The 16,545-nt window shown below is 62.5% G+C and carries 16 protein-coding genes; 8 read left to right on the top strand and 8 right to left on the bottom strand.

Annotated elements, in window-relative coordinates; genetic code table 11:
- The first annotated feature begins 10 nt into the window (after positions 1-10).
- The 4 genes from ANI01nite_RS11155 (at position 11) to phoH2 (ending at position 4,921) form a co-directional block, all read left to right on the top strand.
- Positions 11-310 (top strand): hypothetical protein, encoded by a 300-nt coding sequence (locus ANI01nite_RS11155; protein ID WP_141358032.1) that lies wholly within the window; start codon positions 11-13, stop codon positions 308-310.
- Between the two features lie 32 nt (positions 311-342).
- Positions 343-2,457 (top strand): thioredoxin domain-containing protein, encoded by a 2,115-nt coding sequence (locus ANI01nite_RS11150; RefSeq protein ID WP_141358030.1) that lies wholly within the window; start codon positions 343-345, stop codon positions 2,455-2,457.
- 118 nt (positions 2,458-2,575) lie between these two features.
- Positions 2,576-3,337, top strand: coding sequence for an isoprenyl transferase (locus tag ANI01nite_RS11145; protein WP_141358028.1), 762 nt, complete (start codon positions 2,576-2,578; stop codon positions 3,335-3,337).
- Between the two features lie 267 nt (positions 3,338-3,604).
- Entirely contained in the window at positions 3,605-4,921 is a 1,317-nt protein-coding gene (phoH2, locus tag ANI01nite_RS11140) for an RNA 5'-3' helicase PhoH2 (protein ID WP_141358026.1), read from the top strand.
- On the opposite strand, the gene ANI01nite_RS11135 is transcribed toward phoH2, so the two are convergent.
- Complete coding sequence (locus ANI01nite_RS11135) at positions 4,918-5,736, bottom strand: hypothetical protein (protein WP_141358024.1); 819 nt, start codon at positions 5,734-5,736, stop codon at positions 4,918-4,920. The genes phoH2 and ANI01nite_RS11135 overlap by 4 nt on opposite strands.
- 83 nt (positions 5,737-5,819) lie before the next feature.
- Between ANI01nite_RS11135 and ANI01nite_RS11130 the strand changes: the two genes are divergently transcribed.
- From ANI01nite_RS11130 to ANI01nite_RS11120, 3 genes are read left to right on the top strand one after another with little or no spacing between them, the layout of a single operon-like run.
- The gene (locus ANI01nite_RS11130; protein WP_141358022.1) at positions 5,820-6,323 is read left to right on the top strand and encodes a prepilin peptidase; all 504 of its coding nucleotides are present in this window, start codon (positions 5,820-5,822) and stop codon (positions 6,321-6,323) included.
- A gap of 4 nt (positions 6,324-6,327) precedes the next feature.
- Positions 6,328-6,795 (top strand): NUDIX hydrolase, encoded by a 468-nt coding sequence (locus tag ANI01nite_RS11125; protein WP_141358020.1) that lies wholly within the window; start codon positions 6,328-6,330, stop codon positions 6,793-6,795.
- A gap of 46 nt (positions 6,796-6,841) precedes the next feature.
- Positions 6,842-7,411: a GNAT family N-acetyltransferase gene (locus ANI01nite_RS11120; protein ID WP_141358018.1), complete on the top strand. Its 570-nt coding sequence runs from the start codon at positions 6,842-6,844 to the stop codon at positions 7,409-7,411.
- Between the two features lie 115 nt (positions 7,412-7,526).
- Here ANI01nite_RS11120 and ANI01nite_RS11115 read toward each other — a convergent pair whose 3' ends face one another.
- From ANI01nite_RS11115 to ANI01nite_RS11105, 3 genes are all read right to left on the bottom strand, one after another.
- Positions 7,527-8,939, bottom strand: a complete 1,413-nt coding sequence (locus ANI01nite_RS11115; RefSeq protein WP_141358016.1) for a class II fumarate hydratase — start codon at positions 8,937-8,939, stop codon at positions 7,527-7,529.
- Between the two features lie 130 nt (positions 8,940-9,069).
- Positions 9,070-9,684 (bottom strand): carbonic anhydrase, encoded by a 615-nt coding sequence (locus tag ANI01nite_RS11110; protein ID WP_100339307.1) that lies wholly within the window; start codon positions 9,682-9,684, stop codon positions 9,070-9,072.
- Positions 9,685-9,765: 81 nt separating this feature from the next.
- Positions 9,766-10,440 (bottom strand): DUF4245 domain-containing protein, encoded by a 675-nt coding sequence (locus tag ANI01nite_RS11105; protein WP_170214631.1) that lies wholly within the window; start codon positions 10,438-10,440, stop codon positions 9,766-9,768.
- 156 nt (positions 10,441-10,596) lie between these two features.
- Here ANI01nite_RS11105 and glpX point away from each other — a divergent pair, with 156 nt between their 5' ends.
- Positions 10,597-11,631, top strand: a complete 1,035-nt coding sequence (gene glpX / locus ANI01nite_RS11100) for a class II fructose-bisphosphatase (RefSeq protein ID WP_038989890.1) — start codon at positions 10,597-10,599, stop codon at positions 11,629-11,631.
- A gap of 81 nt (positions 11,632-11,712) precedes the next feature.
- On the opposite strand, the gene manA is transcribed toward glpX, so the two are convergent.
- From manA to ANI01nite_RS11080, 4 genes are all read right to left on the bottom strand, one after another.
- On the bottom strand, positions 11,713-12,921 hold the full coding sequence (gene manA, locus ANI01nite_RS11095; protein ID WP_141358012.1) for a mannose-6-phosphate isomerase, class I: 1,209 nt from the start codon (positions 12,919-12,921) through the stop codon (positions 11,713-11,715).
- 66 nt (positions 12,922-12,987) lie between these two features.
- Positions 12,988-14,604: an LCP family glycopolymer transferase gene (locus ANI01nite_RS11090; protein ID WP_141358010.1), complete on the bottom strand. Its 1,617-nt coding sequence runs from the start codon at positions 14,602-14,604 to the stop codon at positions 12,988-12,990.
- 17 nt (positions 14,605-14,621) lie between these two features.
- Entirely contained in the window at positions 14,622-15,152 is a 531-nt protein-coding gene (purE, locus tag ANI01nite_RS11085) for a 5-(carboxyamino)imidazole ribonucleotide mutase (protein ID WP_141358008.1), read from the bottom strand.
- A 71-nt stretch (positions 15,153-15,223) separates the two neighbouring features.
- Entirely contained in the window at positions 15,224-16,384 is a 1,161-nt protein-coding gene (locus tag ANI01nite_RS11080) for a 5-(carboxyamino)imidazole ribonucleotide synthase (protein ID WP_141358006.1), read from the bottom strand.
- Between the last annotated feature and the right edge of the window lie 161 nt (positions 16,385-16,545).

The following is a 16,545-nucleotide window of genomic DNA, read 5'->3' as shown; positions in this document are numbered from 1 at the left end:
AGTACTAGAAATGAGTTGTCTTTACATCGTGAATACGATCTTTGAATCCTTGGCTCTGACTTCCTCGACCTTGGGTTTCGGCACGGAGACTGCCAGCGATTACGGTCCAGGATTCCTCGGATTCATTTTCACCGCAGCCATGGTCGTTGCCGTGATCTTCCTGATCCGCGACATGATCCGCCGTGTCCGCCGCGTGCGCTACACCTCGGAAGCAGAGGCAAAGCAGCAGGAGATGGTGTCCAAGGGCGAAGAGCGCAAGCTCCAGGAACCCGATGAGCCGCACGACCCGAAGACCGACGAGCAGCAGTAGGAGCTTTGTGAGCTGCGCGATAGCATGATTGCGTGGCACAACGACTCGCTGGCTCATCCAGCCAATACCTCAGACAGCATTCGCATCAACTAGTCGACTGGTTCCCCTATGGGGACGAAGCCTTCGAACAGGCCCGGTTGCGCGACGTACCGGTGATGCTTTCCATCGGCTACGCGGCCTGCCACTGGTGCCACGTGATGAGCCACGAGTCCTTCGACGATCCCGAGCTCGCGGCGCTGCTGAACGAGAACTTCGTCGCCATCAAGGTCGACCGCGAAGAGCATCCGCTCGTCGACGACACCTACATGCTGGCCACCCAGGCGCTCACCGGTGCCGGAGGCTGGCCGATGACCATTTTCGCGCTGCCCGACGGGCGAACCGTGCATGCCGGCACGTACTATCCGAAGAAGCCCCGCGGCAAGACCCCGAGCTTCCGCCAAGTGCTCGATGCGGTCCATGAAGCCTGGGAAACCAAGCGCGAATCGCTGGAGGAGCAGGCCCAGATGCTCGCCGGGCATCTGGCCGAACTCGGAAGCCGGCAAAGCTCGCTGTTGTCCCTGCAATCCCAGGAACCAGCGGACAAGGCCTTCGGGGCAGCGCTGGACCGGTGGATTGCCGGCACCAAGCCGGAAGGCGGCTTCACCCCTGCACCCAAATTCCCTCCGACCTGGGCCCTGAAAACACTGTGGCGTGCAGTAATCACCACCCCTGATCGGGCCGAAGAGGCCTTCACCGCCGCGGCCACCCACCTCGAAGCAATGTTCCTCGGCGGCTTGCAGGATCACGTTGAGGGCGGTTTCGCCCGCTACTGCGTCGACGAGAACTGGTCGGTCCCGCATTTCGAGAAGATGCTCTACGACAATGCCGGGCTGCTGTCGCTGGCGGCACGCACCAGCGCGCTGGCCGCTGAATTCTCCCGCACCTCCGAAGGGGAAGCGGCCCAGCGCGCGCAGAAGCTTGCAGGACTGGCCCGGCGCAGCGCCGAAGGCATCATCGATTTCCTCAACGAGGAACTGCTCACCGCGTCGTCCGCCGCTCCGGCCTTCGCCGCGTCGCTGGATGCCGATTCATCCCGTGATGGCAAGCAGATCGAAGGCGCGTACTACACCTTCAACCGCGAGGAGATGGCGCTGGTCTCCGACCCGCTGATTCATCGCCTGCCCAAGGGGCTGCTGCGCTTCGCGCCGGTGGCCGAGGAACCGCAGAACTTCTGCTTCTCGCTGCTGCGGGCGCCCGAGCCGAGCGAACTTGGCGTCCTGCAGGAACTGCGCGAGGCAATGCGGGCGCTGCGCCGCTCGCGGATCATGCCGGTCCGCGACGAAAAGGTGATCGCCGGCTGGAACGGCCTGGCCATCGAAGCCCTGGCTGAAGCCGCGCTGCTGCTGGACCAGCCGATGGCCCTGGAGCTCGCCGAGAAGGCGGCCAATTCTGTGTGGCAGATGCAGTGGGATGAGCGTGCCCGACGGCTGGCTCGGGTGAGCTTCTCCAACCGTGCCGAGCACGGCAACGAAGGCACCTTGCAGGACTATGCCGCCTTGGCCCTGGGCTTCTTGGCGTTGGGCCAGGCCAGCGGCCAGAAGCAGTGGGCAGCGAGGGCCAGCCAGTTGCTGGGACGTGCAGCCGACTTCGTGGATCCGGAAACCGGGGTGCCGCGCGACGCGGTGGGCGCCGATGCGCGGATCGCCGCCCAGCGCGGCAACATCGCTGCGGTCACGGTGCTTGATGACGCGCTGCCGGCTTCGGGGGCGCTCTACGCCAAGGCGTTGGCAATGCATGCGCTGCAGTCCATGGCTGCAGGGGAGTACAGCGAAGCTGATGCGGCGGCCTTGGACAGCGCCCGCGTGCTCTCGGCCCATGCGCTGGCGTTGGCCAGCGATGCGCCGACACAGGTGGCGACCGCCTTGGAAGTGCAATGCATCGTTTCCAGCCCCGTCCAGTATCTCGCGATGTCGCAGTGGGATTCGGCAGAAGCCAAGCGCGTGCGTTCCGTGGCGTTGAGCCTGGGGATGAATGCGCGCCACGATCCGTCGCTGCCCGGCGCGGAGAACGGCCTGCAGATCCAGCCGTGCCGCGAGGAATTGTGCCAGATGCCAGTGGCCGGGATGGACGGATTCTTCTCGCTGTTCGCTTCGGGAAAGGACGCCTGAGCCCAGGGCGAAGCGTCCGCCGTGGACGCGGTGCGGCGGGCAGATGCCCGCGCTTGGTGATAAATAGCGGTAGATTTAGAACCTAGAGTTTTGGAATTTACCGAAAGGAAGGGACAAGGTGCAGCTACCGAACCTTGCGTACCGTTACTACGAACGGCGCTTGGCGAAGTCCCTTCCAGCCGACAAGCTTCCGCACCATATTGGCGTGATGGTCGACGGCAACCGCCGGTGGGCCAAGCTGGCCGGCACCCCGACCGTTGCGGGCCACCAGGCCGGTGCCGACAAGATCCTGGAATTCCTCGACTGGTGCGAGGACCTGGATATCCAGATGGTCACCTTGTACATGCTCTCCACCGACAACCTCAACCGGGAAGCCGGCGAGCTGCGCGACCTGCTGGAGGTCATCGGCTCGACCCTGGACCGGCTGGGCGAGACCAACCGGGTCAAGGTCCAGCAGGTGGGAGCGAAGGACCTGCTGCCTGAGGACTTGGCGCAGAAGCTCGCCGCCCTGGAAACCGTGACTGCCAACCGCACCGGCGTCCATGTGAACGTGGCCATCGGCTACGGCGGGCGCCGCGAGATCCTCGATGCGTTCAAGGCGTTGCTGTGCAAGGCCGCCGAGGATGGGCGCACGATCGAGGAGCTAGCCGAGGGCCTGTCTACCGAAGACATCGAATCGGCACTCTACACCAAGGGCCAGCCGGATCCGGACCTGGTGATCCGCACCAGCGGCGAGCAGCGCCTGTCCGGCTTCCTGACCTGGCAAAGCGCCTACTCGGAGTTCTACTTCTGCGAGGCGCTGTGGCCGGATTTCCGCCGCGTTGACTTCCTGCGCGCTCTGCGCGACTTCGCTGACCGCCAGCGCCGCTTCGGAACCTGAGCCGAGCGCGTTGCGCCAGGCTCGGCTGTTCAACTAATCGTTACCTGAACGTAGTGTGTGCGTCGTCTCTTGGTGGCGTTTCGGGGTCTAAGGTGATCATAAGGCCGGGGCATCAAGTCCCAGCTGAGCGAAGGGTTCCACACTAGATGACCAAATGCAGCGCCAGCCGGATTGCTATCCGGAATCGCCTTGGGCATCCGGTGCCGGGATTCCCCACTGACGCGTGGGGAGAGTCCCCACGCCGGATTCGAGAATGGGTGCGCTGCCATGACACGAACTGCCGAACAGGGTGTACGAACCTACGTCATTGATACGTCGGTCTTGCTTTCCGATCCGAAAGCCATGTTCCACTTCGATGAGCACCATGTCGTGATTCCGCTGACCGTAGTCACCGAGCTGGAACACAAGCGCAAGGACCCGGATCTGGGTTTCTTCGCACGCCAGGCCTTGCGGCTGCTTGATGACTTGATCGCCAGCCATGGCGGGCTGGCCCAGGCGGTACCGGTGTCCAAGACCGGTGGAACGCTGCGCATCGAATTGAATAATATTGCCCCAGAGGTCCTCCCGGTGGGCATGCGCTCAGGCGATAACGATTCACGCATCCTGGCTGTCGCCAAGCACCTGCTGGATGAAGGCCTCGACGTTGCCCTGGTGACCAAGGATCTGCCGATGCGCATCAAGGCCTCGGCCATGGGGATCCTTGCCGAGGTGTACCGCAATGAGCTGATCGCCTCAACCGGGTGGAGCGGCATCCAGCAGCTGGAACTGGACGAAGAGACCATGGCCAAGCTCTACGAGCATGAGCAGCTGCTGAACCACCCTGCGGCAGCCGATGAACCGATCAACACCGGCTTCGTGATCACCTCACCGCGCGGAAGCGCCCTGGGCCGCAAGGTGGATGCGAATACCGTGAAGCTGGTGCGCGGAGACCAGCAGGCCTTCGGACTGCACGGCCGCAGCGCGGAGCAGCGCATCGCCCTGGACCTGCTGATGGACCCTTCCGTGGGCATCGTGTCGCTGGGCGGCAACGCCGGCACCGGCAAGTCCGCGTTGGCGCTGTGCGCCGGCATGGAAGCGGTGCTCGAACGCAGGGAGCACCGGAAGATCACCGTGTTCCGTCCCCTGTACGCTGTCGGCGGCCAGGAATTGGGCTACCTGCCCGGATCCGAAGGGGAGAAAATGGGACCGTGGGCCCAGGCGGTCTTCGATACCCTCGGGTCGATCGTGTCGAAGAACGCCATCGATGAAGTGGTGGAACGCGGGATGCTGGAAGTGCTGCCGCTGACCCACATCCGCGGGCGTTCGCTGCATGATTCCTACGTCATCGTCGACGAAGCCCAGTCCCTGGAACGCAATGTGCTGCTCACGGTGCTCTCGCGCATCGGGCAGAATTCCAAGGTGGTGCTCACCCATGACGTGGCGCAGCGCGACAACCTGCATGTGGGCCGCTACGACGGCGTCGCCGCGGTGGTGGAACAGCTCAAGGGGCACGCGCTCTTCGGGCATGTGACCCTGACCCGATCCGAACGCTCTGCCATCGCCGCGCTGGTCACCAACCTGCTGGATACTCCGACACTGGCCTAGGACCGGCGTTCGCTGCGCAGCTCCCACGGAATCGGTGCCCGGACATCGGTCAGCGTGGGAGCTGGGGCCGTGAACAGCGAATCGATGTAGTACTCGTTGTGCGCGAGAACCTGGAGCGAGAGTTCCGGGGCCGGCGGCACCCCGGTTGAGGCGGCCAGCACCCGGCGGCTCAGGCAGACGCCGGTTGCCAGATCCAGGACCAGGAGGGTCCGAGCGCCTTCGGGAACCAGGGGAGCGCTGGCCAGCGTGGGCTGGTAGGTATGCCCCGCGGTGAGGACGGCGGCCAGCGCTGGCCGGCCGTCGTGAGTGATCTCGGCCAGCTCGTGGATGTAGGTGGGGTGGTCGAATGCCAGATCATGCGAGGCGGGCTCGGTTCCGGCAAGCTCCACGGGATCGAGCATCGATTCCCAATGCTCCAGTGGCAGCAGCCCGTTGAAGCCGGAAATATCTGGACGGCGCAATATCAACTGGTCCGAGGTGTACACCGGGGAGGTCAGCGAGGCAGGCAGCTTCCAAGAGGAATTCGTGGCAGCGACATAGCCGCGGCTGCGGTCCGCGGTGAACTTCTCCTGCTGGTACACCAGCTGCCCATCTGCCGAACGCACGGCAATGGCTTCGCGCTGGCGGATGATGGCGGTCAGCGTTCCTTCCAGGCCATCTTCCGGCTTGGCGTACTCGCCCGGGACCTGGACCTGGAACTGCAACGAGGTGCTCAGCCAAGGGGCTGAACGGGCCAGGGCGCGGAAACGGCGCCGGGCAGCGGATTCAGGGGCAGACTGCCCGGGGAAAAGAAGTGGAACTGCTGGAACGTCCATACACTAATTGTAGAAGCGGCAGAATTATTCACAAGGGGAATACCCCTCTGCCGTACAGGCGTGGACATGCCTATGCTCTACACATGTCAGAAATTTGGAACGTGGCCCAGGAAGGCCCGGCGGTCGCGGCAGCAGTCGTTATCCAGCTGGCCTGCTTTGCCGGCTTCGGGTTCCTCCTGGCGAAGGAAGACATCGCAACCCATCGCCTGCCCAATCGGCTTATCGCGTACTGGCTGGCCGCCAGCGCCGTGGTGATCGTGTTGCTGGGCACCCTCCGTTTTGATGCTCATGGCGTGCTCATGGGCCTGCTGGGGTTGCTGCTGCTGGGCGGAGGATATCTGATCATTACGCTGATCTCCGCGGGCGCCATGGGCATGGGAGATGTGAAGCTGGCCGGAGTGCTGGGAATGAACCTGGGCTACTATTCTGTGCCCAGCTTGTTCTTCGCAACCGTGCTCACCTTCGTGCTGGCGACCTGCTGGGTGATCGGGGGAATGGCAGTGCGGAAATTGACACTGAAATCGGCGGTCCCTTTCGGCCCTTTCATGCTGGTTGGAGCATTGGCCGTACTGCTTGTGGCACGATGAAATCATGGCAACTCCTGAATTCATCACCCATCTTCGGCAACGTATCGGACATGAACCGCTGTGGCTCTCCGGGGTGAAAGTCGTTGTCTTCCAGGACAGCCGAGTGCTGCTGGTGCGCCGTGCCGACAATGGGCAATGGACCCTGCCGGCAGGGATTATCGACCCTGGCGAAGAACCATCGCACACTGCGCATCGCGAAGTCCTGGAAGAGACCGGCGTTGAATGCGAAATCACGGACCTATTGGGTGTCGGGGTGACCGCGCCAACGGTCTATCCCAATGGGGATCACGCCCGATACCTCGACGTGGTCTTCAAGGCCCGCCATGTGTCTGGCGATGCGAAGGTCAATGACGACGAGAACCTGGAAGTGGGATATTTCGAGCTAGCTGATCGGCCAGAGCTCCCGCCGCTGCACGAACGGGCTGTGCAGTGGGCCCTGTCCCCGCGGCCCGGCGGATACTTCGCCAGCTGATGAGTCCTGCAATCACTTGCCGATGGCATGAGCATAGGCTTGCTCCATGACCGGGATTGAACTGATTGAACCAACTGCCTCACTCCACGCTTCTTTCATACGGAGCACTGCTGAATGGGCGGGAACGGATCAAGACGGCGCCTCGGTCTTCTTCGCTGCCAAATACGGCTGGGATCTGCACAACGCGGACGACTTCGCTCAATGGGTCCAGCTGCTCAAGGATCTGGAAACGCCGGACTTCACGCCACCAGAAGGTTTCGTCGCGCAAAGCACACTGTGGCTAGTGCATGGCGATGAATACTTGGGTGCAGCCAGCTTGCGTCATGAGCTGGGCAATGATTTCCTCCGCGAAGTTGGCGGGCACATCGGCTATGGAATACGCCCGAGCGCCCGCGGAAACCGCCTGGCCAGAATCGCGCTCGCCGGATCCTTGGAACAGGCGCGCAACCTGGGCCTGCCACGAGTCATGCTCACGTGCAACGACTCCAATATTGCTTCGGCGAGAACTATTGAAGCTTGCGGAGGAGTCCTCGAAAGCATCGCTCCGGTTTCCGAAATCGGTCCTCGCTTCGGCTCCCGGGAGGACCTGCGACGCTATTGGATTGAACTGGGCTAGTTCGCTGGAGGCACCCCACGTCGGCTCATTTAGCTGTGCCCCAACTGATTAAGCAAGCTACCGCGGCCAGTTGCCGGCAACTGTCCGCGGTAGCTGAGCTTGGAATAGCTCGGTGCTAGTGCTTGCCCACCATGGTGGAAACATCCAGCAGCTCATCGAGCTGCTCCTCGGTGACTTCGCCGCGCTCGACGAAGCCCAGAGCGATGGTTGCCTCGCGGACGGTCAGACCCTCGGCCACAGCCTTCTTGGCGATCTTGGCGGCATTCTCGTAGCCGATGAGCTTGTTCAGCGGGGTGACAATCGATGGGGAAGCCTCGGCCAGGAAGCGCGCGCGTTCCACATTGGCCTTGATGCCGTCGATCATCTTCTCAGCCATCACCGTCGAGGTGTTGGAGAGCAGGCGAATGGATTCGAGCAGGTTCGAGGCCATGACCGGGATGCCCACGTTCAGCTCGAAGGCTCCGTTGGTCCCGGCCCAGGCGATGGCCGTGTCGTTGCCGATGACCTGGGCTGCCACCTGGATGGTTGCCTCCGAGATGACCGGGTTGACCTTGCCGGGCATGATGGAGGAACCGGGCTGCAGGTCTGGGATCGCGATTTCGCCCAATCCGGTATTCGGGCCGGAGCCCATCCAGCGCAGGTCGTTGGCGATCTTGATCAACGAGATCGCGATGGTGCGCAAAGCAGCCGATGCCTCGACCAGGCCATCGCGGTTGGCTTGGGCTTCGAAGTGGTTGCGCGCCTCGGTGATGGGCAGCCCGGTGTCTTCGCGGAGGAATTCGATGACCCGCTGGGGGAAGCCATCCGGGGTGTTGATGCCGGTGCCTACTGCGGTGCCGCCCAAGGGAACTTCGGCAACTCGCGGCAGCGCGGCTTCGATGCGTTCAATGCCGTAGCGGACCTGTGCTGCATAGCCGCCGAATTCCTGGCCAAGGGTGACCGGGGTGGCATCCATCAGGTGGGTGCGGCCCGATTTGACTACATCCTTGAACTCGGCAGACTTCGCTTCGAGTGCGGAAGCCAGGGTGCCCAACGCCGGGACCAGGTCGTTGATCAGCGCTCCGGTGACGGCAACGTGCACGGAGGTGGGGAAGACGTCGTTGGAGGACTGCGACGCGTTCACGTGGTCGTTCGGGTGGACCTCGGTGCCGCTGCCCTTGGCTTCCAGGGCACGGGTTGCCAGTTCGGCGAGCACCTCATTGGTGTTCATGTTCGAGCTGGTTCCGGATCCGGTCTGGAACACGTCGATCGGGAAGTGCTCATCGTATTGGCCGGTAGCGACCTGATCGGCCGCGGCCACGATGGCGGTGGCGCGTTCTTCATCCAGCACCCCCAGCGCCAGATTGGCTTGGGCGGCGGCTTTCTTGACCTGGGCCAGGGCCTTGATATGCGAGGATTCCAGGGTCTTGCCCGAGATCGGGAAATTTTCGACGGCGCGCTGGGTTTGCGCGCGGTACAGGGCCTGAGCGGGAACCCGGACTTCGCCCATGGTGTCATGTTCGATGCGGAAATCGTCACTGTTAGTCATGAGCCCAGAGTACGCCCGAACCGCAATCAAAGGACAGGGCTCTGACGTAAACATCACAACCAACAGTGACGCTTCGCCGAAATGGGAATAAAAGCCGTTTTACAAGGCTTTTCCCGAGAACTTCGAGTTCTTAGTCGAGACCCAGGCTGGAGACCAGCTGGGCACGGCCATCGTGCAGGTGGTAGGACACGCCCGCGACTGCGGTCCGGCCTTCTTCGATAGCCAGCGCAATGATGCTGGACAAATCGACGAGGCGGTCGGTGGTCTGCTTGACGTGCTCGACGACGGTGCCGTTCACGTCGGTGATGCCCTTGCGCTCGGCGGCCTGGACCGATGGGGTGATGTGCTCAACGAGGTCGCGCACGAAGCCCTTGGGCATGTTGCCCGATTCCTTGACCTTGATGGCGCTGGTGACCGCACCGCATGAGTTGTGCCCGAGGATTACGATCAATGGGACGTTGAGGATGTCGACGGCGAATTCCAGCGAACCGAGGCTAGCCGGGTCCAGGACGTGGCCCGCGGTACGCACCACGAACATGTCACCCAATCCCACGTCGAAAATGATCTCAGCGGCAAGCCGGGAATCCGAGCAGCCGAAGATGACAGCGAAGGGTTCCTGGCCGGAAATCAGCTTCTCGCGTCGTGCACTGTCCTGGTTAGGGTGCTGGGTATCGTCATTGACGAAACGGAAATTTCCTGCGCTGAGCTTTTCCCACGCCTCTTGAGGAGTCATGGATGGTTTTATTGATTCTGGGTGCATGACTCAGATTCTACGGGAATGTATTCGAATATCGAATATGTGACTGGCTATCCCCGTTAACGTGACTTAACCCAGTTCGCTGGCAACCTGTTCAGCAACAACGTTCAGCTGCACGTCAGAGGTGTCGCTGGACAGCACTACGGTGGAGTCCTTGAACTCGGAGATCAGGTAGGTGCCCTGGTCCTTGGTGCGCACTTCCCACTGGGCTCCGCCGATGGTGCGGGTCTCGGTTGGCACCGCCGCATCGGTGATCAGGGCAATCCAGGTCGGGTTGGCTTCAGCGGCTTGGCGAACCCACACGAAGTCCTTGTTCTCGAAGACCAGTCCGCATTCCCAATAGGGGACGCCCTGTGCGGTATTAGCCTGCCAGCGGGCGAAGTTCGCATATTCCTTCTCGCCCAATTCCGGGGCGAAGATCTCAAAGCCTGAAATCTTCTCCGTCTGTTCTGCGGTGGCCTGCAGGTTGACGTCGCTTTCAAACGCGTCGTCCTTGGGCGCAGGGTTGAGCATGAGCACCGGAATGAGGATGGCAATAGTGAAACCGATGGACAGCACCATGCCCTTGAAGGTCTGGTTCGCGCGCTTGGCCTGCTTCTCGGTCAGCTGCGGCTTGAACGGCAGGTCCTCGAAGGTGGCGTTGGGATCGTCGAGGCTTCGACGAGCCGTGGCAGGCATCTGCGTACCGCTTGCCGCATTGGCGGCTGCCTGGGCGTTGTTCTCGGTGTTGTTCTCAGGTTCCACGCCTTCCATTCTCCCCGAAGATTCTGTGTAATTCGAACTGGAGTGCCCAATCGCACGTCCACCGATGATCAGGCGCGCCCGACACGAACTGTAAAGGGAAAACCCTAGGGGATAGAATGGCCTTGTTTGCATAGGCGCAATGACTACGACTCAGTGATGGGATCTTTCGTGACCGAAAAGAACAATTTTGCCCACCTTTCTCCGCGACTGTCGGTTTCCGACGCGGAGCCGGACCGCAACCTGGCACTGGAGCTGGTGCGCGCAACCGAAGCGGCAGCCATCGCTTCCTCGCCATGGGTTGGTTTCGGTGACAAGAACGCCGCAGACGGTGCCGCAGTCGACGCCATGCGCGGCCTGCTGTCCACCGTGAACTTCAATGGCGTTGTCGTGATTGGCGAAGGCGAAAAAGACGAAGCTCCGATGCTGTTCAACGGCGAACAGGTTGGCAATGGAACCGGCGCCGAGTGCGACGTCGCAGTTGACCCGATTGACGGAACCCGGCTCACCGCCCTGGGCCTGAACAACGCCCTGTCCGTGCTGGCTGTTGCCGACCGCGGTTCGATGTTCGACCCTTCGGCAGTGTTCTACATGGAGAAGCTGGTCACCGGGCCAGAGGCAGCCGAGCTTGTCGACCTCCGCCTGCCGGTGAAGCAGAACCTGCACCTGATCGCCAAGGCCAAGGGCAAGAAGATCAGCCAAGTGACCGTGACCATCCTTGACCGCCCACGCCACGCCGGGTTGATCGAAGAGATCCGCGCGGCTGGTGCGCGCACCAAGCTGATCATGGACGGCGACGTTGCCGGCGCCATTGCCGCAACCCGCGAAGGCACCGGCGTTGACGCGCTGATGGGTATCGGCGGCACCCCCGAGGGCATCGTGACCGCCTGCGCCATCAAGGCATTGGGCGGCGTGATCCAGGGCCGCCTGTGGCCAACCGACGACGATGAGAAGCAGAAGGCCATCGACGCAGGCCACGAGCTGGACCGCGTGCTGACCACCAACGACCTGGTGACCTCGGACAACTGCTACTTCGCGGCGACCGGTATCACCGATGGCGATCTGCTGCGCGGGGTGCGCTACAAGAACAGCCGCATCCACACCCAGTCGATCGTGATGCGTGCCAAGTCCGGCACCATCCGCTTCGTCGATGGCGAGCACCACCAGGACAAGTGGGAAGCGTACACCCGCTAGCTGCTTGCAAAACTGCGAGCCATGGACTTGAAACAAGTCCATGGCTCGCAGTTTTCGTTTCGGGGTTTTGCGGCAGCGCGGCTAGTCGATCTGGGCGCTGGCGGCGAAGAGCTGGCCCGGCACGATGCCCTGCAGCGTGGCGGTGGCCGGTAGCTCGGCCGCGCTGAGGAACAGCGACTGCCCGCGGCTGATGTGATGCTCGCCTTCGCGGGTGGCCACCAGGAACTCGCCGGCAGTGCACAGCAGGACGGCGGCACCGTGCAACTGCAGGTCGGCGGCCAGGCCGGGTTCGGTGGGATCGAGAACCTGCAGCTGGAACTCTTCGAAGTCCGGCTTGTACAGCCGGTCGTGGGTATCCAGCGCCACCGGCTCCAGTAACGGGGCAGGGGAGGGCTGGGCGATGGTGACATCGAGCAGTTCGGGAACATCAATATGCTTGCTGGTCAGCCCGCCGCGCAGCACATTGTCCGAATTGGCCATGACCTCGATGCCCAAACCGCGCAGGTAGGCGTGGACGTTGCCCGCACCCAGGCTGATGGCCTGGCCCGGTTCGAGGAAGATCAGGTTCAGCAGCAACGCCACCAGGACCCCTGGATCGCCCGGATAGATCTTGCTGATCGACACCAGTTCGGCGAAATGCACGTTGCGCTGCAGCTCGCCGCTGGCCGCCACTGCATCGCTGATCTGGCGTACCAGCTGGGAGATTTCGTCCCCGGCGGTCAGCACATGCTTGAAAATCGCGGCCAGCGGATCGCTGCCCTGCAGCAGGCCGACGAGCTGGCTGACAGGGGCCTGGGCCGAGTCCGGCAGGTGCGCTGCCAGCAGCTGCAGGTCCTCGGCAATCTGCGCTGGCTGGCGGAACCCGGAGAGCGCCACGAAGTCGGTCAAGGCGAACAGCATTTCCGGCTTGTGGTTGTCATCGCGGTAGTTGCGGTCGGCGGCATCCAACGGCTTGCCCTGGGCATTTTCCTGGGCGAAGCGTTCCTGCGCCTGCTGCAGCGTCGGGTGCGTCTGGATCGACAGCGGCTGCGTCGCCGAGAGCACCTTGAACAGGTACGGCAGGCGTCCGAAGCGCTCGGCAACCGCCGAACCCAAAATGCGCTCCGGGTCCTGGGCAATGAAATCGTTGAGCGCGGTGCCGTCATCGGAGAGCCGGCTCGGGCACCCGGGGTGGGCGCCGAGCCACATTTCGGCCTGCGGGGCGGTTTCCGCAGGCAGATCCAGCAGATCGGAAATCTGCGAAGCAGATCCCCAGTGGTAGTCCCTAATCGCGTTTTTCAACTCGAACACGTCTTTTGACCATAGCCTTTCAAGAGCGGTAAATGGGTCGCATGGCGGTCGGGGGGTCTTAACCGTTTATGGAACCGAGCATTCGTCGTTGTTTGCCGCGATCTCCGAGATCAACGTGCGGTAGCCAGCCATTTCCAGATTCACCAAGTATTGTTCGGTGATCGGGCTGCCATCTGGCTGGGTGAATTCCTGCTCTTCCTTGTTGGAGAGCTTCGGAGCATTGTTCACGTCGGTGGTTTCCGACGTCTCTTCAGAGGCCTCGGTGGTTTCTTCCGGAGCCGAGGACTTGGAGGAATCCTCGCTCTTCTCGGCCTTGTCCTTCTTTTCCTTCTTCGGTTCGTTCTGCTTCGCGATCAGCGACTGGATACGCTCTTGCAGCTTGTCGAAGTCCGGGTAGGTGGAGAAGCTGCGTTCGAAGTCCGGGGCACCGAGGGTCAGGCGTGCCATCGGCTCCTTGGACACCTTTTCGGCCAGGGAGACGAAGGAACCGAGCTGGCCGGCAGGAATGTCGGTTTCCACCAGCTGTTCGCCAGCGGACATGATGGAGGTGAAATTGGTCAGGATCGTCTGCGGGGTGAACTGCTTGATGATTGCCTGTTGCAAGCACTGCTGGCGCTTGATGCGGTGGTAGTCATCGGTGAAGTCGCGCGAGCGGGCAAACCACAGGGCCTGCTTGCCGGTGAATTCATGGGTTCCCGGGGCAAACCAGTGGGTGCGCACGGTGCTGTTCTCGTAGTACTTGCCGTTGTACGGAACCCAGCCGCCGGAGTTGATGGTGACGCCACCCAGGGCGTCGACGAACTGCTCGAAGCCGGCCATGTTGACCATGACGTAGCCCTGGACCGGAAGGCCGGTGGTGCCTTCCAGCGCGTCCATGGCCGCCTGCGCGCCGACGTTCTTCACCGAGTCGGGGAACGCATCGGCATGCTCCATTTCGGCGTTGCGGTAGATGGAATTGAAGATGCACTCGTCACCGCAGTTGTAGCCGTTCGGCCATATTTTCTCCATCGGGGAGCCAGGTGCGAAGCGTGCGTTCTGGAAGTTACGCGGTACCGAGATCAGCAGGCTCTTGCCGGTCTTGGCATCCACGGACAGCAGCGCCGCAACGTCGGTGCGCACGCCGTCGCGGTTGGCACCGGAGTCGGCGCCGAACACCGCGATGTTGTATCGGCCGTCGATGGGATCGAAGGCCGGGCCCTCGTCGAAAACTGCCTGAATCGTTTCGCGTCCGGTGTTCAGCATCGAGGCGCCATAGACGAACAGGCCGCTGGTGGCCACCACGGCTGCCAGGGTGAAGACGGTGACGATGGCACGCATGCCCGGGGCCAGCAGCTTGGGCCGGATGATCACCAGGGTGTTGATGAACATGATCAGCCAGCCCAGCGCCAGCGTGCCGAGCACGATGATCAGGAACAGCTGGAAGTTCGGGTGGGCCGCCCAGCCGAGCAGGATCGAGCGGTCAATGAAGTACAGGGCCACCAGCGCCAGCACCGCCACCCAGCAGAGCATAGTGATGGACACCGCGATCCGTCCGAGCTTGCGATTTCCGGCAACCAGCTGGGCGCCGCCGGGGAAGAAGATGGTCAGCAGGACCAGGATCAGGGCACGCTTGCTGCGCTGCGGAGAGCTGATGGTCTCCGGCTGGCGCAACGGACTTGGTGCGCGGTGACTGGCAGAACCCATGTACTTTTGGACTTTCCCTAGGAGGCGAAATTCTCGTTGGCAACTTCAGCGCGCAGAGCAGAGCCCTTGGCATGGGCCTGCTCGCGCAGCGAATCTGCAAACTGAAGCAACTTTACCTGTAACGACTCGGCTAGCTCATCGGTTCCCGCTGCGAGCATGCGCACGGCCAGCAGGCCGGCATTGCGTGCTCCGCCAATGGAAACAGTTGCTACGGGGACTCCTGCAGGCATCTGGACGATGGAGAGCAGGGAGTCCATTCCATCTAGTTTAGCCAGTGGAACTGGAACTCCGATCACTGGCAGCGGTGTAACAGCTGCGAGCATGCCGGGAAGATGCGCTGCGCCGCCTGCGCCGGCGATGATTGCGCGCAGCCCGCGTTCGTGGGCCTTCTTGCCGTAATCGATCATTTCCTCGGGCATGCGGTGCGCCGAAACGACATCCGCTTCAAAGGGGATGCCGAATTCGGCCAGCGCCTGCGCGGCCAGGCGCATCACCGGCCAATCGGAATCAGAACCCATTACGAGGCCGACGAGTGGTGCTTGAGTCATCAGATATGTCCTTGCAGTGCTTCAGTAAGAGCCGCTGCCCGGCAGGCAGCGGCTCTTGATTAATATAAATGCTAGTTGGCGGTGCCGGCGCCGTCGCGGATTAGCGCGGCCACCTTGTTCGCCTGCGAACGAAGTTCATCTACGCTTTGCCCTGCGTTTGCCACGACGTTGACGTGGCCGATCTTGCGGCCCGGTCGCACGGACTTGCCGTAGGCGTGCACCTTGACTTCCGGGCCGGCGGCCAGCGCGGCCTGGAACGCGGAGTAGAGGTCCTGGTTGGCGCCGCCGAGGTAGTTCTTCATGACGGTCACACCCAGCTCGCGGGTTTCGCCCAGCGGCAGATCCAGCACTGCACGCAGGTGCTGCTCGAACTGGCTGGTGACCGAGCCGTTCATGGTCCAGTGCCCGGTGTTGTGCGGGCGCATGGCCAATTCGTTGATCACGAAGCCGGCGCCGACGCCCGGGGTTTCGAAGAGCTCGGCGGCCATGACGCCGGTGACGCCGAATTCCTCGGCGATGCGCAGGGCGGCTTCGGCCGCGGTGGCAGCAGTAGCCTCGTCGATGTTCTGGGCGGGCGCGATCACTTCGTCGCAGACCCCATCGACCTGGATGGTGTGGACCACCGGCCACGCCTTGGCCTCGCCCGAAGGGGTGCGGGCCACCAATGCGGACAGCTCCCGGGAGAAGTCAACCTTGTCTTCGGCCAGCAGCGGGCCGTTGGCGAACCAGTCGGCGGAATCCTTGGCATCTTGGATGCCGTCGAGCATGCGCACGCCCTTGCCGTCGTAGCCGCCACGCGGGGTCTTGAGCACAATGGGCCAGCCGGTCTGCTCGCCGAAAGCGATCAGCGCCTCGACGTCGTCGACTTTGGCCCATGCAGGGTTGGGCAGGCCGAGGCGCTCGATGGCCTCGCGCATGACCAGCTTGTCCTGGGCATGGATCAGCGCTGCCGGACGCGGCTGGATGTTCACGCCCTCATTGATCAGGGTGGTCAGGAATTCATTGGGAACGTGCTCGTGGTCGAAGGTGACGACGTCCTTGCCCTTGGCGAATTCGCGCAGGGTATCGAGGTCCTTGTAATCGCCTACCGGTGCGTCGGGAACGCAGCGCGCAGCCGAAACATCCGGACCTTCGGCGAGAACATGCAGTTCAAAACCTAGGTTCAAGGCCTCGGGGGCCATCATTCGGGCCAGCTGCCCGCCACCAATCACACCAATTTTTGGAAAGCTCACGATTACAAGGGTAACGAAAGCGGCGTGGAGAATCGCATGCGCGATGTCTGATTACTCTCAGAATTCGGCCAATTTCCAGAAAGTGCCGATAAAATGGCAAGATCGCGCGCTTTTCCCAGTGCTGAGCGCGCCTTGTTACTGCTAGCCAGACGGGAACTTCA

The sequence above is a fragment of the Glutamicibacter nicotianae genome (assembly GCF_006539525.1).
Taxonomy (GTDB): domain Bacteria; phylum Actinomycetota; class Actinomycetes; order Actinomycetales; family Micrococcaceae; genus Glutamicibacter; species Glutamicibacter nicotianae.
Note: the sequence above shows the minus strand (reverse complement) of the source record. Positions and strands in the feature narration are given on the sequence as shown.